This window comes from Streptomyces sp. NPDC052036 (assembly GCF_040680495.1).
GTDB lineage: Bacteria > Actinomycetota > Actinomycetes > Streptomycetales > Streptomycetaceae > Streptomyces.
On record NZ_JBFAWW010000049.1, the window covers coordinates 1 to 18247 of the forward strand.

General features: G+C 66.1%; 16 protein-coding genes and 1 pseudogene. All 17 read left to right on the forward strand.

Features of this window, described 5'->3' with window-relative positions; translation table 11 throughout:
• Window positions 1–1410 precede the first annotated feature (1410 nt).
• Window positions 1411–2394 (forward strand): zinc-binding alcohol dehydrogenase family protein, encoded by a 984-nt coding sequence (locus tag AB0L95_RS37400; protein ID WP_365170245.1) that lies wholly within the window; start codon window positions 1411–1413, stop codon window positions 2392–2394.
• Window positions 2391–5180 (forward strand): non-ribosomal peptide synthetase, encoded by a 2790-nt coding sequence (locus tag AB0L95_RS37405; RefSeq protein WP_365170248.1) that lies wholly within the window; start codon window positions 2391–2393, stop codon window positions 5178–5180. Before AB0L95_RS37400 ends, AB0L95_RS37405 begins: the two co-directional genes overlap by 4 nt.
• On the forward strand, window positions 5180–6202 hold the full coding sequence (locus AB0L95_RS37410; RefSeq protein WP_365170251.1) for a methyltransferase: 1023 nt from the start codon (window positions 5180–5182) through the stop codon (window positions 6200–6202). Before AB0L95_RS37405 ends, AB0L95_RS37410 begins: the two co-directional genes overlap by 1 nt.
• 247 nt (window positions 6203–6449) lie before the next feature.
• Window positions 6450–6635 (forward strand): hypothetical protein, encoded by a 186-nt coding sequence (locus AB0L95_RS37415; RefSeq protein WP_365170253.1) that lies wholly within the window; start codon window positions 6450–6452, stop codon window positions 6633–6635.
• Window positions 6619–6918: a transposase family protein gene (locus AB0L95_RS37420; protein ID WP_365170256.1), complete on the forward strand. Its 300-nt coding sequence runs from the start codon at window positions 6619–6621 to the stop codon at window positions 6916–6918. The genes AB0L95_RS37415 and AB0L95_RS37420 overlap by 17 nt, the downstream gene beginning before the upstream one ends.
• Window positions 6919–7231: 313 nt before the next feature.
• Complete coding sequence (locus AB0L95_RS37425) at window positions 7232–7597, forward strand: hypothetical protein (RefSeq protein ID WP_365170258.1); 366 nt, start codon at window positions 7232–7234, stop codon at window positions 7595–7597.
• Window positions 7598–8168: 571 nt separating this feature from the next.
• Complete coding sequence (locus AB0L95_RS37430) at window positions 8169–9164, forward strand: LysR family transcriptional regulator (RefSeq protein ID WP_365170261.1); 996 nt, start codon at window positions 8169–8171, stop codon at window positions 9162–9164.
• A 603-nt stretch (window positions 9165–9767) separates the two neighbouring features.
• Window positions 9768–10520, forward strand: coding sequence for an amino acid ABC transporter ATP-binding protein (locus AB0L95_RS37435; RefSeq protein WP_365170264.1), 753 nt, complete (start codon window positions 9768–9770; stop codon window positions 10518–10520).
• Between the two features lie 377 nt (window positions 10521–10897).
• Window positions 10898–11647 carry a glutamate ABC transporter substrate-binding protein gene (locus AB0L95_RS37440; RefSeq protein ID WP_365170267.1) on the forward strand — a complete coding sequence of 250 codons (750 nt, stop codon included), beginning with the start codon at window positions 10898–10900 and terminating at the stop codon, window positions 11645–11647.
• A 5-nt stretch (window positions 11648–11652) separates the two neighbouring features.
• Window positions 11653–12300 (forward strand): ABC transporter permease subunit, encoded by a 648-nt coding sequence (locus AB0L95_RS37445; protein ID WP_365170270.1) that lies wholly within the window; start codon window positions 11653–11655, stop codon window positions 12298–12300.
• Entirely contained in the window at window positions 12297–13313 is a 1017-nt protein-coding gene (locus tag AB0L95_RS37450) for an amino acid ABC transporter permease (RefSeq protein ID WP_365170273.1), read from the forward strand. The genes AB0L95_RS37445 and AB0L95_RS37450 overlap by 4 nt, the downstream gene beginning before the upstream one ends.
• Before the next feature lie 230 nt (window positions 13314–13543).
• Window positions 13544–14287 carry a class II glutamine amidotransferase gene (locus tag AB0L95_RS37455; RefSeq protein WP_365170276.1) on the forward strand — a complete coding sequence of 248 codons (744 nt, stop codon included), beginning with the start codon at window positions 13544–13546 and terminating at the stop codon, window positions 14285–14287.
• A 404-nt stretch (window positions 14288–14691) separates the two neighbouring features.
• Window positions 14692–14832 (forward strand): annotated as a pseudogene (locus tag AB0L95_RS37460) (ISAs1 family transposase); the annotation flags it as partial.
• 172 nt (window positions 14833–15004) lie between these two features.
• Window positions 15005–15295, forward strand: coding sequence for a hypothetical protein (locus tag AB0L95_RS37465; protein ID WP_365170279.1), 291 nt, complete (start codon window positions 15005–15007; stop codon window positions 15293–15295).
• Window positions 15296–15359: 64 nt separating this feature from the next.
• Window positions 15360–16382, forward strand: a complete 1023-nt coding sequence (locus AB0L95_RS37470) for a tryptophan 2,3-dioxygenase family protein (RefSeq protein WP_365170281.1) — start codon at window positions 15360–15362, stop codon at window positions 16380–16382.
• A gap of 47 nt (window positions 16383–16429) precedes the next feature.
• Entirely contained in the window at window positions 16430–17806 is a 1377-nt protein-coding gene (locus tag AB0L95_RS37475) for an NAD(P)/FAD-dependent oxidoreductase (protein WP_365170284.1), read from the forward strand.
• Window positions 17799–18110: an antibiotic biosynthesis monooxygenase gene (locus AB0L95_RS37480; RefSeq protein ID WP_365170287.1), complete on the forward strand. Its 312-nt coding sequence runs from the start codon at window positions 17799–17801 to the stop codon at window positions 18108–18110. Before AB0L95_RS37475 ends, AB0L95_RS37480 begins: the two co-directional genes overlap by 8 nt.
• Window positions 18111–18247: the final 137 nt, after the last annotated feature.

Here is an 18247-nt window from a genome sequence, read left to right on the forward strand (position 1 = left end):
CCGCATCGGTACACGGCCCCTTGCGGTGTTGGCCGCTTGGGGATCTCCCTCTCGCTGCCGACCGCACCGGCCGGCAGCAGTACCGAAGCGACAGGTTCTCACGTTCCGCGCAAGAGCCCAGGGCAGTCTCGCGCCGCCTACATGCCGGACGCCATCCGGGCAGTCAGCAGGCTCCCCCCGGACTTGTCCCAGAGCCCTGGTCTCGCCCTGGTTTCGACGCCACTGGAATTTATTACGACACGTCATCAGCGGTTCGCTCCCGCTCGCCTTCCTGACCCACACCTGACGCGATCATGTCGCGCCATTTCCCGCAGCGCTCACCACGAACGGCACTTAACCGACGCAGCCTGCGGTGGTTTGGAGCCTCCCCCTGCAGAGCGACCCCGGAGGACCTGCCTCCATCTCCTGCACAGCACCGCTTCCGGAAGCTCCTACATCGAAGCCTCCTTCAGCGTTCGTGACACACGACCAGCCAAAACAGCAGCCGACCCATGAGACACAGGAGCTACCTACAACAGCCGGGCCACTCAACCAACCACCAACACCACTGCTCACACACCACCCCGCACACCAACTACCCCCACCGCAACGACACAGGTCGAAGCCAAGTTGTTCGACGTCGACGAACTCCACCATCAGGCCCCGGGCACGGCGGCCATCGTCGCGGAAATACATCTCGCCGAGGCCTTCGGCAGTGATGACCCGCAACTGCTGCTCGCTCGCGCCAGGCGCGACCGCCCGGCGACGAATCGGCGCCGTCCGGCGTCCTGGAGCCGCCGCCGTTGCTTTTGCGCAGCTCCGCCTTCTTCTTCCGATCGTTCCTTGGCGTCCGGGGCCGCTTCCAGACCGGTTCCCACGCCAGGGGCTCATCGGGTTCCAGATCCTCATCGAGCGCGGCGCCATCTTCTTGACGGCTGCTCGAGCGCGGGCGCGACCTCTCGGTAGCGGGCACGGCGACGGTTCACGACCGACAGACCGAGCCGCACGCCCAGCCAGGGCCACCACGTCGGCCACACACAGGCCCTCGCCGCCGTCCCGGCCGGGCCTCAAGCACAGCGCCTCCACCCACACACGGCAGTGGCCCTACGGGCACACGGCAGTGGCCCTACGGGCACACGGCAGTAGCCCTACGAGCGAAAACCGACGACCGACTGTCATCCTTTGATCGCGTGCCTCGCTGTTGTGCTTCCCCCGCCGTCAGCGAGGCGCGCCCTGATCTTGAACGGGGTTCCGCGGGGTCTGTGAGAACAGGAAACCCTGGCCCCACCGCCCCGAACGGGCGAACGACCGACCACCCGAGCCCTTGGCGACCTCTCCTCACCCGGCTTCCAAGGCGGGGGTGCCTCAAGTTCTCGGACAAGCACCCCCGTGGACAAGCACCCCCGTTCCGAGAGGATGCAAGGACTCACGATGAAGGCCGTCACAGTCGCCTCGTTCGGCTCACCCCCCAAGTTGGTGGAGCTGCCCGCCCCCTCCGCCGTGGGCGCCCACGACCTGCTGCTCGACGTCCTCGCCGTCGGTCTGCACCCAATCGTGCTCGCACAGGCGGACGGATCGCACTACACGAGTCCGCGGGCGGTGCCGTTCGTCCCGGGAATCGACGGCGTCGGTCGAGACACCGACGGAGAGTTGCGCTACTTCATTTTCCTCGGATCAAGAGACGGCGGAGCCATGGCGGAGCGGATCGTGGTGAACGCCCGGCATACCGTGCCGCTGCCCCCCGATGCCGATCCGGTTGCTGTGGCCGCCACTATGAACCCCGCCATGTCGGCGTGGCTCGTACTGCGCGGACGTACTCGGCTCCGCGCCGGTCAAGACGTGCTCGTGCTCGGTGCCACCGGCAACTCCGGCCGGATGGCCGTGCGGATCGCGGCGCTGCTCAGCGCCCGGCGTGTGATCGCCGCCGGCCGCGATCCCGGCAGGCTCGCGGAACTTTCTGCACTGGGAGCGACCGATGTCGTAGCGATCGGCGAGACCCAACTGCTCGGCACCACTGCGGCCGATGTCGATGTCGTGCTCGATTACGTGTGGGGAACGCCGACCGCCGCCATCATGGCGGCTATCGCTGCTCGCCGTCGCGATCCGAGCCACAAGCTCACCTGGGTCGAGATCGGTTCGGCTGCCAGCCCCGATGCGCCACTGCCGTCAGCGGCGTTGCGTTCATGCCGCATCGACATCGTCGGCAGCGGCCGAGGGGCACTGAGCGCAGACGAGATCGTCGCCGGGCTCGCCGATCTGGCCGGTCCGGTCGCGGCGGGCGACCTGGTCGTTGAGGCCGAGGCTCGTCCCCTGGCCGACGTCGCGCAATCGTGGCAGGACGCAGCCCGGCTGACGTCTCGCATCGTGCTTCTTCCCGGACCGACCGCCCCCAGCAAGATGGAGGCAGGATCGTGACCGTGGAAGGTGTCCCCTCTTCTGCTGATGACGAGCAGTGCTCGCCCAGCACTGCGGCGGAACTGTTGTTGCGCGCCGCACATAACCACCCCGACAACGGTGTTGGTTACCTCGGCGACGACCCCGAAGCAGCACCACAAACCATGCGCTACCCGCATCTGCTGGCCGAGGCGACCCGGCTGCTCCATGCACTGCGGGGGCGGGGGGCACGCCCCGGCCGAGCAGTTGCGCTGCTGCTCGAACAGCCGCGAGACTTTCTGCCTGCGCTGTGGGCATGCCTGCTCGGCGGGCTCACAGCGTGTCCACTGACACCGCTGCGCGAGGACCCTCAGCGCTGGGCGGCCCAACTCCGCAATGTCGCCGCATTGTTGGACGATCCGCTCGTTCTCACCACGCCGGAGCTGCGCGCTCACATGCCCACGGGTGCCAGGCTGGATGTCGTCGACCTGACCGAGCTCACCACCGGGGACACACAGCAGCTCTCTGTGGACGTCGTGGCACGGCCGGAGGACGTGGCACTGCTGGTACTGACGTCAGGATCGACCGGGACAGCGAAGGCGGTGCAACTCACACACGCCAACCTGGTCGCATCGATGCGGGCGAAGGCCGAAGCCCACCGCGCAGGGCCCGACGACATCACCTTCAATTGGGTGTCCTACGACCACGTAGCGGCGGTGCTGGAAGGACATCTCCTGCCGGTCGCCACCAGTGCGACGCAGCTGCACATAGCACCGCAGTCGGTGCTCACCGACCCGGTGGTGTTCCTGCGCGCATTGTCCGCTCACCGGGTCACCGCAACGTTCACACCCAACTTCCTGCTGGGGCTGATCAATGCCCGGCTCGGCGCCAGCCCGCTCGCCGACGCACTCGACCTGTCCCACGTACACCGAATCATCTCCGGCGGCGAGGCCAACCCGGTCGCGACCGGGGTGCGTTTCCTCGAACTACTCGCGCAGCACGGGCTCCCCCGAACGGCGCTGTGGCCTGCCTTCGGCATGACCGAAACCTGCGCGGGGTCCCTCTACAACCGTGAGTTCCCGGACGCCGACGCAGACGGCGAGTTCGCGGCGGTGGGCCGCCCGGTGACAGGGCTGGAAGTGCATATCGCCGACCCGGCGACTGGGGCCGCGCCGTCCGCAGGCACACCCGGCGAGGTGTGGTTGCGCGGCCCCATGGTGACGACCGGCTACTACCGCGATGCCGCCGCCACGGCCGCCGCGCTCACGCCGGAGGGCTGGCTGCGCACCGGTGACCTCGGCGTGCTCAACGGTGATCGACTGACGCTGGTCGGGCGCAGCAAGGACAGCATCATCGTCAATGGTGTCAACTACTACAGCCACGACCTCGAATCCGTCCTGGTGGAGGTCGAAGGTGTCGCCCGATCCTTTGTGGCTGCGTTCCCCGTCCGGCCGCCCGACTGCGATACCGAGCAGTTGGCTGTTCTGTTCGCCTCCACGGTCTTGGACGAAGAGCTGCCTCATGTGGTCGCCAGGGTCCGCGATCGGGTAGTCCTGCACTGGGGTTTCCGGCCCGCAGTGGTTCTTCCCCTGCCCCGCTCGGAGTTCCCGAAGACCAGCCTGGGAAAGGTGCAGCGCGGCGTGCTGCGCGCCCGATGGGAAGCCGGGAGCTACACCGAGCGGGCACACGAGGTCGCGGCGCTGGTCGCCGATACGGTCGGCGGGCACACCGACCCTCAAGGACCGACCGAGACGGCACTGGCCGAGATCTATGCCGAACTGTTCGGCCTCAGCGCGATCAGCGCCACGACCGGCTTCTTCGATCTGGGCGGGACCTCACTCGACGTGCTGCGGCTTGCGCGAACGGTGAGGGCCAGGCTCGGTGTCGAACTGCCAGTGCTCGACGTGTTGCGCGCCCCGAGCGTGCGTGAGCTGGCACGGCTGATCGGGGCTCCCGCCACGGCGGACAGGGCCTACGACCCTGTGGTGACGCTGCAGGCAAGTGGCGAGGGCACCCCCCTGTTCTGCGTGCATCCCGGCGTCGGCGAGGTTCTGGTGTTCGTCAACCTGGCCAAGCACTTCGCGCGCGAGCGACCGTTCCACGCACTGCGAGCCCGTGGCTTCAACCCCGGAGAGAAGCCCTTCGGCAGCTTCACCGAGATGACCCGGTCATACGTCGCAGCCATCCGCCGTGTGCAACCACACGGCCCGTACGCGCTTGCCGGATACTCCTTCGGTGCGGCCGTCGCATTCGAGATCGCCAAGGTGCTGGAGGCTGATGGCGAACGGGTGGCATTTCTTGGCAGCTTCAACCTCCCGCCACACATCAAGTACCGCATGGACGAACTCGACTTCGTCGAGACCGCAGTCAATCTGGCGATGTTCCTGGGCCTGGTGGACGTCGACGAAGCGGGACGGCTGCCCGGCCGGTTGCGGTCGCTGCCGAAGAACGAGCAGATCGCCACACTGCTGAACCTCGCCCCGCCCGGCAGACTCGCTCAGTTGAATCTCGACCTGCCCCGGCTCACCGCGTGGGCCGATCTCGCACACGGTCTGACCTCGCTCGGCCGCACCTACTACCCCACTGGCCAGGTGCGAGCGATGACCGTGTTCTGCGCCGACCCGCTACGCGGTACCCGCCATGACTGGGTCCAGAAAGAACTGCGCCGCTGGGACGAGCACACCCGCGAACCCGTGCAGTACGTCGATGTATTGGGCGAGCACTACTCCATGATCGGCCCCCGGCACGTACACGCGTTCGCCGCACTCCTGCGTGCGGAGCTGGCACGCGCGTTCTCAGAAACCGCACTTGATCCTGGAGCCACCTGATGAGCGACCTGATCATCGACCGCACCGGCATGTTCGACATGGCCCTGAACCTGCTCACCGCCCGGGCAGTTCACGTGGCCGCGGAACTACGGATCGCCGATCACCTCGCCACCAGCCCCGCCAGCAGCGCTCGGCTCGCAGAGGCCACCGGCACACACGAGCCGTCGCTGTATCGACTGCTGCGGCTGCTGGCGAGCGTCGGCCTGTTCGCCGAGACCGCTCCGCGCACGTTCGCCACGACGCCAAGGGCGAACGCGCTGCGCTCGGACGTGCCCGGCTCGTTGCGACCGTTCGTGCTGCACACCCTCGGCGTGCTGTACCCGGCGTGGGGCGAGATGTCGCATTCGATCCGCACCGGCGAGGAAGCGTTCACCAAGGCGTTCGGTGAACCGGTGTGGCAGTATCACGCCGATCGGCCCGAGGCGAACGACCTGATGAACCAGGTGATGTCCCGCGAATCCGAGGTAATGATCGACGACTTGGTGGCAGCCTACGACTTCAGCTCATTCGGCACTGTGGTCGACGTGGGCGGTGGCGAGGGCGCGCTCATCGCGGGCGTGCTCGCCGGCACCCCCGGCCTCCACGGCATCGTGTTCGACCAGTCGCACGTGGTCAGTGACGCACTGCTGCGGTCAGCAGGTCTGGGCGACCGCGCCGAGGTCGTCGGCGGCGACTTCTTCGACTCCGTTCCTGGGGGCGGCGACGCGTACGTGCTCAAGTGGGTGCTGCATGACTGGAGTGACGAGAAATGCGTCGAGATCCTCACGAGTGTGCGTGCGGCAATGCCCCCGGGCGGCACCCTGCTCGTCGTGGAGTCGGTCATCGAACCAGGAAACGACCCAGCGCCCAGCAAAATCCTGGACATGGTGATGCTCATCCTCAACGGCGGCCAGGAACGCACGCGCGACCAGTTCGAGACGCTACTGGGCAGGGCAGGATTCCACGTCCAACGTGTACTGCCGATGGCGTCGTCGAGCACCAGCATCATCGAGGCCACCGCCGTCGAACCGAAACAGGAGTAGATATATAGAAGCAGTTACACATGAGGCAGCTTTCGGATCTCCGGACGCCGAGGATTTACCAGTCATCCGAGGCAAGGCTGGTCACTGGGGTCTTCGAATTCAGCCGGGGAGGGGTCTTCGCTGGCCGTGTCGCTGCTTGCGGAGCGTGACTGCCGTGTGGGAGGTCGGGTCTGAACGCGAACCGCCCTCGGCGCTTGTGGATGATCACTGTTGCTGAGGCAGTGGAGCTACGAGCGACACGGGCGGCATGGAGCACGACACCGGCGCGACGGCGCTGTTCGATCTGGAGGGGGTCGCGGTTGTGGAGGTGGTCCGGGGCGAGGACGGGACGCGCACGGTCCATCTGGTGACCACAGACCCGGCGGCGCGGGTCTGTCCGTCGTGCGGGACCTTCGCCACCCGGCAAGGAACGGGCCGTGACGCGGCCTCGTGACCTGCCGCACGGCGGGAGTCCGGTGCTGATCCGCTGGCACAAGCGACGCTGGCAGTGCCGCGAACGGCAGTGCGGACGTGGCTCGTTCACCGAGCAGATCGTGCAGATACCGTCCCGGATGCGGCTGACGGAGCGGCTGCGGACCGCGTGCGGGCAGGACCGGCGCGTCCGCCGGCAACAGGGCCTCCACGACCGCGCGAGCCAGCCGCAGTCCGAGCCGGTCGGGATCTCAGGGCGCCTGCGAGAAGAAGGCATGCGCCCTGAGATGCGGCCACAGTGGTGACAGCCCCACCCCGGTCAGCATCCCGGTGACCGTGCGCCTCCCCATCTGCGCGACCATCCCGACCACCCGGTGAGCAAACGTCTCGAACGCGTGCTTCGTGCAGCACGGACGAGCGACCTCAAGAACAAGCAGCGCGACGCCGGTAGCGCCATCCCCGGAACCATCAGGTGGCTCGACGTCCGCGCCGACGACACCCCCGACGGGCACAACGACCACGGCACCAGCGTCCTGGTCGCCCGTCGGCACCGCTACACCGGCGAGATCTCCTTCTTCCGCTGCTTGGGCACCCGAGGATGTCACCCTCGCCCGGCTGATGGAGGTGACCTGCCGACGGCGGCGGATCAAGGAGACCTTCCAGCTCGGCAGGACCTTCACCGGCCTGGACGAAAGACAGGTGACCTGCTGGAACTCCTCGATGCGCTGGTCGCTGTCCTGCCTTGTCGCATCCGCCGTCCTCGCCCTGGCCACCGCCGCCACGACCACGACCGGCCCAGCCGGACCAGCCGGTCTCGTCCCGCTGACCTGCCCCGAACTCATCCGACTCCTCCGGGCGTTCGTCCTCACACCACCGGTCCGGGACACGGAACACGTCCTGCGCTGGATCGCCTGGCGCCGCCACCATCAAGCCGTGGCACAAGCCTGCCACCAGTGCCGACATGCTCTCCAGGACCGGCTATGACCAGAACTACAGCTGTCGTGTCAGCACCAACGGCCGTGCGGCGACTTTCCGGACAAGCGCGTCGTCGGCGGTCCAGGCAGCTCCGGTGACGCCGACTGCAACGGAACGCCTTTCGTCGCGTGTGGGCTAGGTTGGCCGCCCCGACCTGCCTGCCACCTGTCCCCGTGCCACTCCCCCGCTCCTCCGTGAGGTGTGTGTCGTCTCAGGGCCAAGACTGTCGCTGGCACCCGTCTGCGCGGACTACGGACATGCTCGGCGTCCACAAAAAGGGGTGCTTCGTAGTACCTATAAGTACTTCTCTTAGCGTCCACGTGCACACGAAAAAGGTGCGGATAGGGATACAGATCCGCTCCGGCGAGGTATAGTGTGCAAATTGGTCGATCATGAATTGTGCAGTCGCCGGCCACCGCTCGCCAGAATTCTCACCCTATTTATCGGAGGTGGTGACATCACTCCCCCACACGGGACCCGAGTCCGGGGAAGCGCTCACGGGATCAGCTTCCCGTTTATCTGGCCACACGTCCAATAAGCGTTCACCAAGCTCCAATAAACAGTCCTTATGGTGGGATTCATGCTTAACGTTCACCCGTTGCGTGTGCTTGCGGAGGTAGCCCGCACCGGCTCGTACACCGCCGCTGCCAGGGCCCTTGGTTACACCCAACCCGCCGTCAGCTACCAGATGCGCAGTCTCGAGCGCACGGTAGGCGTGCCGCTTGCCGTCAGGGTCGGTCGGACCGTCCAACTGACAGCCGCCGGACGCAAGCTCGCCGTCCATGCGGATTCGGTACTGGCAGCGCTCCGGTCCGTTGAGAGCGAATTCGAGAGACTCGCCGCGCACAGCGCTGACGTCGTCCGCCTGTCAGCCATCCAGAGCGCCTGCGTAGCAGTAGTCCCCGGAGCCATGGCCAAGCTCCGTCGGGAACAACCCGATATTGAGGTGACACTGCATCAGGCATCCTGCCCGGAGTCGTACCGCCTGCTCCGTTCGGGTGAGATAGACCTTGCCCTCATGTGTGACCTGGATGTCCCCGATGAGGGACAGCAGACCGTCGTGCCGGATGCCCAGATGTTGAGACTTCCCCTGCTCACTGACCGGAGGTGCATCCTTCTCCCCGCCGGCCATCCACTCGCCGACCATCCCACCCTCGCTCTGGAGGACCTAGCCGGCGAACAGTGGGTCCTGGAGACGGGTCGGAGCCGTTTCCTCGCCAAGTGCGCCAAAGCCGGCTTCGAACCCAAGGTGACCGCCACCACCGACGATCAGGCGACCATCCACAATCTGGTGGCCAGCGGAGTGGGGATCGCCATGATGGACGGGCTCGGCCTGGCGCCGCAGCGTGATCCGCAATTGGCGATACGCCCCCTCGATGGCTGGCCCCGACGACGCGTCTATGCATTGCTGTGGCCGGACATGATCCGGGTCACCGCGATATCTACTCTGCTGAGAGCCTTGCGCGCAGCGGTGGACGAAAGGTTAACGGCAATCGGAATCAACCAGTGGCTGACTGCGGCCACACAAGGAGCGTATTTGGATACTCGCAAACCGGGGATGAGAGCGACCGATTGATGCCGTTTGACCGCCAATCAGTTGTGCCGCAGCCTTATCCTTGCACGGGAGCCTGGTAGCGGACGGCATGCGATCGCAACTGTCTGCGCTCGCTGCCGTAAGAGCGGCATCTCATCACGCGGAGGCATCCACGCCGTGACGCGTCCCGCGCAGCTGCGTCCCCAGCCGCTTTCGAACCTGCCCGCGGCCGGCCGGTGGCCCTCGGTGGCGCCCTACTCGGCGTCAGCGTGAAGAGGGAGCGGACATACGGGTCGCCCGGTCATGGATCGACCCGACGTACACAGGGGCCTCCAGATCTGTTACCACGCCGACTCGGGCAGACGTAAGTCGTGCCCAGACCCACGTGCAGAGCTCCATAACTCATAGCGGAGTGTCAGATCGGGTGCAGCCGAGCGACGGGGTCACGGCAGGTGGAGAAGCCGAGGCGGCGATCTATTCGGCATCCTCAGTCGGCATGACTCCGGCAACTTCGAATGATAAACGCCATTGATGGATCGATGAAAAAATCCGCATTGGACCCGGTACCCGAAGTCCGATGCAATGGAATCCGCACCGAGCGGACGCCGAGACCGTCCAGCCCCCGACCCTCATCCCGGAGTTTTTGTGAGCACGTCCGCTGAGCCGCTGGTACGGATCGCCGGCGTAAACAAACATTTTGGATCCACTCAGGTTCTGTACGACATCGACCTCGACGTGGCCGCAGGTGAAGTCGTTGTACTTGTCGGGCCGTCCGGTTCCGGCAAGTCCACGCTGTGCCGATGCATCAACCGGCTGGAGACGGTCAGTTCAGGCACCATTGCCATCGACGGCGTTCCGCTGCCGGCGGAGGGCCGGGAGCTGGCCAGGCTGCGGGCCGACGCCGGCATGGTCTTCCAAGATTTCAATCTCTTCCCCCACTTGACCGCTCTACAGAACATCGTTCTGGCACCGGTCAAGGTGCGCGGCCGGTCCCGGGCTGACGCACAGGCCGAGGGCCACGTGCTGCTGGGGCGCGTCGGTCTGGCCGACAAAGCCGATTCCTACCCCGCCGAACTGTCCGGCGGCCAGCAGCAGCGAGTGGCCATCGCGAGAGCGCTGGCCATGGAGCCCAAGGTCCTGTTGTTCGACGAGCCGACCTCGGCGCTCGATCCTGAAATGATCCAGGAGGTGCTCGACGTTCTAGTCGAGTTGGCCTCCGATGGCATGACGATGATTGTGGTCACCCACGAGATGGGATTTGCTCACAGAGCCGCCGACAAGGTTGTCTTCATGGATGCCGGACGGATTCTGGAAGTCGCACCGCCCACCGAGTTCTTCGGTACTCCCCGACACGAACGCGCCGTGAAATTCCTTTCAAAAGTGCTGAACTATGCCTGAGTGTGACGCTTCACCTAACAGGGCCATTTTCGAGCCGGCTCCGTAACGCTCGAACACACCCCTTTTCTGTTCCACTTCGCTTCACGCCCGTCTGGTGGCTTCGGTCGTCGTGTCAGGCGCAGGCGACCGTCTTCCCGCGCAGGAGAGTAATGAACGTCCGTAGAAGAGCGTCCTCTCGCGGCACTCGAGCCAGTGCCGGCCTCACTGTCGGCCTGATTACCGCGGCCGCCCTGACCGTGAGCGGGTGCTCCGGCAGTTCCACGAGCTCACCCGGCGTCCCTGGGGCGCCCGGGTCGGCAAGCGGCTCTCTCTCCGCGGCCGCCTCCGGAGCCATCGACAGACTCGTCGCCGAGGAGCAGCCTGCGAGTTCGGCGCTGATGCCGAGCGGCTCCACCGCGGCGAAGATCAAGTCACGCGGCACCCTGGTGGTCGGCGGTACCCAGACCGCCGCGCTCTTCTCCTTGCTGAATCCGACCACTGGCCGGGTCGACGGCTTCGACGCGGCCATGTCGCAGCTGCTGGCGAAGTACATCATCGGAAAGCCCTCGACGAAGCTGGTCAACGTCACCTCGGCGACCCGGGAAGCATTGCTCAAGAGCCATCAGGTGGACGCGGTGTTCGCCACCTACACCATGACGCCCGAGCGCGCCAAATCCGTTACCTTCGCTGGTCCCTACTATGAGGACGGCCTGGCCATCGAAGTCAGGAAGTCCGAGAACACCATCGCATCGCCGGACGGCCTCGCGGGCAAGACAGTGGTCACGGAGTCCGGTTCCACCGCCGCCGCGGCTGTGAAGAAGGCTGCCCCTGGTGCGAAGGTGCAGCTCTTCGACACCAACACCGAATGCCTTCAGGCTCTTCAGCAGGGCAGGGCCGACGCCTACGTTCTCGACCAGGGCATCCTGGCGGGCAACGCCGCTACGAACCCCGACGTCAGGGTGTCAGGCAGCACCTTCAGCCAGGAGCCTTACGGCATCGGACTTCCCCTCGGTGAATCCGACTTCAAGCACTTCGTCAATAGCTGGCTGAAGAAAATCGAGGGCGACGGTACCTGGGCCAAGGTCTGGAGCGCGACCGTCGGCACCGAGGTCCCGGGCGCCGCTCCCGCGCCCCCGAGGATTGACTGACGGCCATGGCCATCATCACCTCCCATCTGGGTGTCTTCGGTCACGGTCTGCTGGTTTCCCTCGAACTGAGTAGCAGCACGTTCATCCTGGCCGGATTGCTCGGTCTGGTCCTGGCGTGCTTCCGGATCAGTCCCGTGCTGCCGCTGCGCGTACTGGGATGGGCGTATGTCACTGTCCTGCGCAGTGTGCCACTCCTGGTCCTGCTGACGCTGTTCGTGTTCGGCCTGCCGGAGATCGGGATGCTCTCCTCGCTGTTCTGGACCGCGGTAACGGCAATGAGTCTGTACTGGGCCGCATTCTTCTGCGAGGCCATCAGGTCGGGGGTGCTGTCGGTGCCGGCCGGACAGTTCGAGGCGGGCCGTGCGTTGGGCCTGTCCGTCGCCCAGGTGCTGCGGCTGATCGTATTGCCGCAGGCGGTCCGCTCCATGATCCAGCCATCGGCCTCGCTTCTCATCGCCGTGATACTCAATTCATCTCTGGCCTCATCCGTCGGAGTCACCGAGGAGCTGACCGGACAGACTCAACTCCTCGATCAGCAATACGCGCAACCGCTGATCACCTTTGGGGCCGCATCTGTGTGCTATATAGCCCTCACTTTGCTGATCGGACGCCTGGCAGCAATTATGGAGCGTAAGTCGGTGGTGCTGCGATGAAGCGAATCGCATCCCCGTCATCCGCTTCCAGCAGCGCACCGCTGGGCGCGGACGTGCCTACCGCCAGCACCAACGACTATGCTCGTAGGCAAGGCGACCGGCAGACTCCGGGCGGCCCGGCACTTCTCGGCGACCCTATGGTTCCGCAGCCCCAGTCCTGGTGGCGAGCACATCTGGCTGCCCGGGCCGGTGACGACGTGGGTTCGCTCTTCGACCCGCCCGGCCCCCGCGGCCAGAACCGGATCGCCGTCGCCACGGCGGCCTCGCTGCTGGTGCTGGCCGCAGGGATCTGGCTGGTGGTACGGCAGTTCGCGAGCCACGGCCAACTCGATGCTGCGAAGTGGACGTTGTTCGCCGAGCCGACTGTCATGCGCTACCTGCTCACCGGGCTGTGGGCGACCATCCGGGTCACTTTGGTCAGCGGTGCGCTCGCACTACCCTTCGGCGCCCTCCTGGCCTTGGGGCGGCTCGCTCGCAACCGTCCAGCGAAGTGGCTGGCCGGAATCTACGTCGAGTCCATGCGGGCGGTGCCACTACTCCTCCTGATCTACGCATTTCTGCTCGGGCTGCCCGGCGCGGGCGTCCACCTCTCCCTGTTCTGGCAGCTTGTGTGGCCGATCGTGATCACCAATGCTGCGGTGTTCGCCGAGATCTTCCGTGCCGGCGTCCGTGCGCTGCCTCGCGGTCAGAGCGAGGCGGCCCACGCTCTCGGACTCGGATACTGGCCGACCATGCGGCTGGTGCTTCTGCCCCAGGCCATCCGCAGTATTTCGCCGACGCTGGTCGGTCAACTGGTCCGGTTGCTGAAAGACAGCACTCTCGGTTATGCCGTCAGCTTCCTCGAGCTACTGAACTCCGCAAAGGTGCTCGGTGAGTTCGACCACACCATCGTCCAGAGCTATCTGGTCGTTGCAGTGATCTACGTTTTCATCAACTCCGTATTGGCCACCGCAGCCGGGTGGCTCGAACGCCGCACCGGCATGGCCCGCACGCCATCATCGCCGATCCGCTGACGCAGCGAACTCCCCGCCCGGCGTCCCCACAACCTTGAGCACCCCGCCATCGGTCTTCTCGGCCCACCCCCGGTCCTCGGTCGAGTGGCGCAGTCCCACATCCGCGTCCGCCCCGTCGGCTGCTTCGCCGCCAGGACGCTGCACCCCCAGAACATGAGCCCGTCGCGGGCCCGTTCCGCGTGCCCTTGTACGGCACCTAGTTCACAGAGATGAGTGGTCGTATGTGCAGAATGATGGGCGTCGTCGCCCGGGAACCCCGACCTCTGCGCGAGCTGTTCGCCGACGATCTGGCCCCCTTCCTCGAGATGGCGTGCGAGCACAACCAGGGCTGGGGGGTCGCGTCCATCACCCGGCAGGGCGTCGTCTCGTCTGTCAAGCAGCCCGAGTGCGCTGACGAGAGCGCCGGCCTCCCGGCTGTGTTAGAAGGCCGCACCACAACTGCAGGCTTGCTGCACCTGCGCATGGCCAGTCAGCAGTTCCCCGTCGTGCTGGAGAACACTCATCCATTCGGCGACGAACGGATGGCGTTCGTCCACAACGGTGACTTTTCGCCCGCCAGCTGTGTCGATGACCTGATCGGCACCTCGCTGCTGAACAGCGCCGAAGGCAATACCGACAGTGAGCGCTACTACCTTGCGATCCGCCGCCGGATCGACAACGGAGTCGCACCGCCCAAGGCCATCGCGATCACTGCAGCCGACATTCGGGCGCGAGCGGTCGGTTTCGTAAGTCTGAACTGCATGCTGCTCACGCCCGAAGCTGTATACGCCTACGTCGCGCACGATCCGCACTCTGAAGTAATCGGCCGTCGCGGCCAAGGCTACTTCTCCCTGAGCTACCGCAAGGATGTGGACAAAGTCCTGATCGCGTCTGCCGGCTGGCCGCAGGACCCGCCGGCATGGTCCCCTGTCCCCGAAGGCCACGTACTGGCGATCGCCCGAGAGGACTTGTCCATCTCGGTGCACCAGTTCTGACGGGTGTGCTGCAGCCCCCTCCCGGCACGGTGGGGTGCCGGGTCACATGCGGAGCTTTTGCTGATCGGCCCATGTGCTCCCGACCTCGACCGTCCACGAATTACGTGCTGCATCTAACTGGCGACATGCCTCAGGGCCGTTCCAAAGTCCGGACGATCGGGTGAGTGTGCTGGTCACAGCGTTGTGACGATGCTCGGCCGGGTCGTGTCATGAGCAACGGGGCTCCCCTTGAAGCAGGTGACCCTTCAAGTCGCCCTGCTGAACCGGAGACCCGATGTGCCACCAGTCTGCCGCCGTTGGTCTCGTCAAGTCGCCTGTCATGGTGGGGCGTTCGGGGCTCGCTGGTGGAGTGGCTGGTCAGGCTGCCGGACCCCCGCCATCGTCGCGGCGTACGTCACCCGTTCATGGGGGTGCTGCTGGTCTCGGCCTGTGCGGTCGTGGCCGGCGCACTGTCCTGCACGGCCATCGCCCAGTGGGCACGCAATGTCCCGCAGGAGACTCTGGCCCGGTGTGGTGCCTGCCCGCTGGCCTCGCTTAACGTACGTATCGCACCACGCAGGTTGACGATGCGCCGGGTCATCATCGCGGTCTGCCCTGGTGGCCTGGCGGACCTGACCGGGAGTGATCCGTCCGGGGCGAAGGCGCCGGCCCTGGACGGGCAAGAGCGCTCGTGGTTCCCGCCGCGGGCAGGTGTCGGCCGCTCGTCTGCTTGCCGCCATGACCGGCGACAGCCGGATCGTCACCCAGCTGGGGGTACTGGACAAGACGAACGAAATCACTTGCCTCGCTGCCCTGCTGGAGCCCTTCGGCCCGGCCGGGACCGTGGTGACCGCCGACGCCTTGCACACACGGCGTGACCATGCTGTCTGCCTCGTCGAGGTGAAGCAGGCGCACTACGTGTTCACCGTCAAGAAGAACCAGCCCCTCCTTCACCAGTGGCTGCGGGCCCTGCCCCGGGAGCGGGCCACCGCGAAGTTCTACGACCGCAGCCAGGGCCACGGCCCCTGAGCAACCTTCGATCAACAAGCTCCGCGGCCACGGCCACACCAACATCGCCGCCGGCCTCCGCGAGATGTCCTACCAGCCCTTCGCCCGCCCCCCGACCTCCTCGGCATCGCCCCGCAACCAGCAACAACACCAACATCAAACGACTTTGGAACAGCCCTGTCTGACCTGGAGCTGGCCGCTCAGAAGCTCTCCACACATCCAATCGAGGGCATTGACAGGACGCCGTGTGTATAGGCAGGATGCAGCGCAATTGCTCCTATTGCGGAGTCCCCCTAGCCGTGGACCCTGCCGGGCGATATCGGACTCTGCCTCGATCACATCGGCAGAGCGTCCCGAAGCCCCTGGCCTTACCTCCCTCCGTCTTGTGAAATTTCGAGGAGCTGGACGCTCCGCGGAAGGAAGCGGCGTGCACTACGACACCTATCTGCGTCTGGACCGACTGCTTGCTGCACGGAACCCGCGCTCGGATACACGGAACGGGGACATCCGAGCAGCAGAGCACTACTTCATCATCGTCCACCAGATCTCCAAACTATGGCTGAAGCAGGGATTGGTGGACCTGCACCGCGCGCAGGCCGTGCTGCGCGGACCGGGTGACAACCCCACACATGCGTCGGCACTCGTGTACAGGGCTTCGGCCTGTGTGGACTACCTCACCGATTGCCTGCACTCCCTCGATCACTTGCCCGCTAACGACTTTGCACGATTTCGGGCAGGCCTCGATTCCGCCAGCGGAGCCCAGTCCAGGCAGATGCGCGAGCTGATGACCGACATGGGCCTGCCCCAGGGCCGCAGCCCGCTATTGGAGGCTTTCATGCGTCTTCTCAGCGGTGAAGGTCTGTCTCTCGCCCGGCTGCACCGAGCCTCGCCGGCCGGGGAGCTTGCCGAAAGTCTCTGCTGTTTGTCAGTGGGGGTGTGGCGGTGGCAGACGGCGCACCTTGAGCTGGTTGTGCGGATGATCGGAGAGGCTCCAGGGACGGGAGGGACTGCAGGTGTGAACTGGTTGCGCAGCCGGATAGGGCGGGCCTTTCCAGAACTGCAGCGCTGGCGTGCGGACGCTGACCTCGCGCGAGCGGAGGTGCGATGACGCACTGCAACGACGGTTCCATCGACGGGCCCGCGCCGATCGTTGTCGTGGGCGGCGGCATGGTGGGATGTGTCGCGGCGATGTACCTGGCCCGCAGGTTCGGCCGGGTGGAGGTTCTGGAGCGCGACACTGCGGTGAAGCGCGCCGAGGTGCATACAGCACGCTCGTTGACAGTGATCCTTTCGGCCCGGGGTTGGCGAGTGCTGGACGACTTGGGCCTGGCCGAGCGGGTGCGCGCTCTGTGCCTGCCCTTGGGAGGGCGGCTGGCCCATCGGCCGGACGGCTCCCAGCAGTACACCGCCTATGGACGTCACGGACAGCGGATCTGGTCGGTGCGCCGCGATCGGCTGCACCGGCTGCTGGTCTCCGCGACCGCAGCCACCTCGGGCGTTCGTATGCACCATGGCATCCGAGTGCAGGCAGTGGATCTGGACGGCCCTTCAGTAACGGTCGACGAGAACGGGCGCATGCGGCGGATCCCGTGTGCCCGGGTCATCGGCTGCGACGGTGTGCACTCGGTCGTGCGGTCCGCCCTAGTGGCCGCCGGTGCACGGCAAACGGTGCGCCAGCTCTCCTTGGGCTACAAGGAAATCGACGTGTCCGACGCCGAAGAATGGCGACATCCCCGGACCGCATTCCACTACTGGCCCCGCGGGCAGGCACTGTTCGGGGCCTTCCCCGACATCGAGGGCGGCTACAACGGTTCGCTGTTCCTGCCCCTGAGCGACGGGCCCGACAATTTCGCGGGCCTGACCTCTCCAGCAGTGCCCATGCTGTTCGCCGAGCGGTTCAGCGACCTGACCGCCAGGATCGCCGGCCTCGAGGAACAGTTCCGGGACCGGCCGACCAGCGCGATCACCACCACCGGTTGCGACCGCTGGCACCATTCCGACACCACCGTCCTGCTCGGCGACGCCTGCCATGCCATGACCCCCTTCATGGGCCATGGCATGAACTGCGGCTTCGAGGACGCACGCGTGCTCGACGAGTGTCTGGCCGCAGCCGGGGACTGGGCCAGCGCGCTGAAGGCCTACGAGCGCCGACGCCGTCCCGACGTCGAGCTGATCGTCCGCATCTCCCATGACCACTACCGCACCTTGTCCCGCGGCCCGCACAGGGCCGACCGGACGGAAGCGGTGCTCGACCGGCTGAGCCGGCTACTCCCGGAACCACGGTTCGATCCACTCTACGAGCGCTGCGCGTTCAGCCACGACAGCTACGCCACCGTGCTCAGCGACGCACGCGCCGCACGGCATCTGGCCGACAGCCTGCTCGCAGCCCACGGCCCTCGTCTGTTGGAGGGCCCGGACGAAACGTTCCGCGCCGCCGCCCGTGCTCTGACTGCCGTGCAACCCCATCCCTTGCAGTCCGTCCCAGATGGAGGCATCCATGCTCGTGGTGCTCTTCCGAACCCGCTTGACTGAAGACGCCGGTGACGATCTGGACACGATGAACGAGGACATGCTCGACCTCGCCCGTTCCATGCCCGGCTCCGGCTTCGTGGACATGCGCTCCTACACCTCCGACGACGGCGAGCACCTTGCCGTGGTGTGGTGGCGGGACGCGGAGAGCCTGCGCCGCTGGCGTGAAGACGCCCGCCACCGGCAGGCGCAACGCCTTGGCCAGCAGCGCTGGTACAACCACTACGAGATCCAGGTGACCGAATTGGTGCGGGAATACGCCTTCCCCGCGCCGTCTACGCAGAGAGGACAGGGCAGCCATGAGTGAGCAGTTCGCCGAGCTGAGTCAGGCGTACGAGGACACCCACACCATGCCGTTCCGGCACCGAATGGAAGCCCCCAGCGTTCTCGAGCGCCTGGGAGATCTGCGCGGCCTGTCCGTACTGGACGTCGGCTGCGGCAGCG

Coding starts and splice junctions, on each gene's coding strand:
- AB0L95_RS37430 (WP_365170261.1), top strand. CDS start 8,169: ATGCTTAACGTTCACCCGTTGCGTGTGCTTGCGGAGGTAGCCCGCACC.
- AB0L95_RS37450 (WP_365170273.1), top strand. CDS start 12,297: ATGAAGCGAATCGCATCCCCGTCATCCGCTTCCAGCAGCGCACCGCTG.
- AB0L95_RS37465 (WP_365170279.1), top strand. CDS start 15,005: ATGACCGGCGACAGCCGGATCGTCACCCAGCTGGGGGTACTGGACAAG.
- AB0L95_RS37445 (WP_365170270.1), top strand. CDS start 11,653: ATGGCCATCATCACCTCCCATCTGGGTGTCTTCGGTCACGGTCTGCTG.
- AB0L95_RS37470 (WP_365170281.1), top strand. CDS start 15,360: ATGTCCTACCAGCCCTTCGCCCGCCCCCCGACCTCCTCGGCATCGCCC.
- AB0L95_RS37400 (WP_365170245.1), top strand. CDS start 1,411: ATGAAGGCCGTCACAGTCGCCTCGTTCGGCTCACCCCCCAAGTTGGTG.
- AB0L95_RS37425 (WP_365170258.1), top strand. CDS start 7,232: ATGGAGGTGACCTGCCGACGGCGGCGGATCAAGGAGACCTTCCAGCTC.
- AB0L95_RS37415 (WP_365170253.1), top strand. CDS start 6,450: ATGGAGCACGACACCGGCGCGACGGCGCTGTTCGATCTGGAGGGGGTC.
- AB0L95_RS37410 (WP_365170251.1), top strand. CDS start 5,180: ATGAGCGACCTGATCATCGACCGCACCGGCATGTTCGACATGGCCCTG.
- AB0L95_RS37455 (WP_365170276.1), top strand. CDS start 13,544: ATGATGGGCGTCGTCGCCCGGGAACCCCGACCTCTGCGCGAGCTGTTC.
- AB0L95_RS37440 (WP_365170267.1), top strand. CDS start 10,898: ATGCCGAGCGGCTCCACCGCGGCGAAGATCAAGTCACGCGGCACCCTG.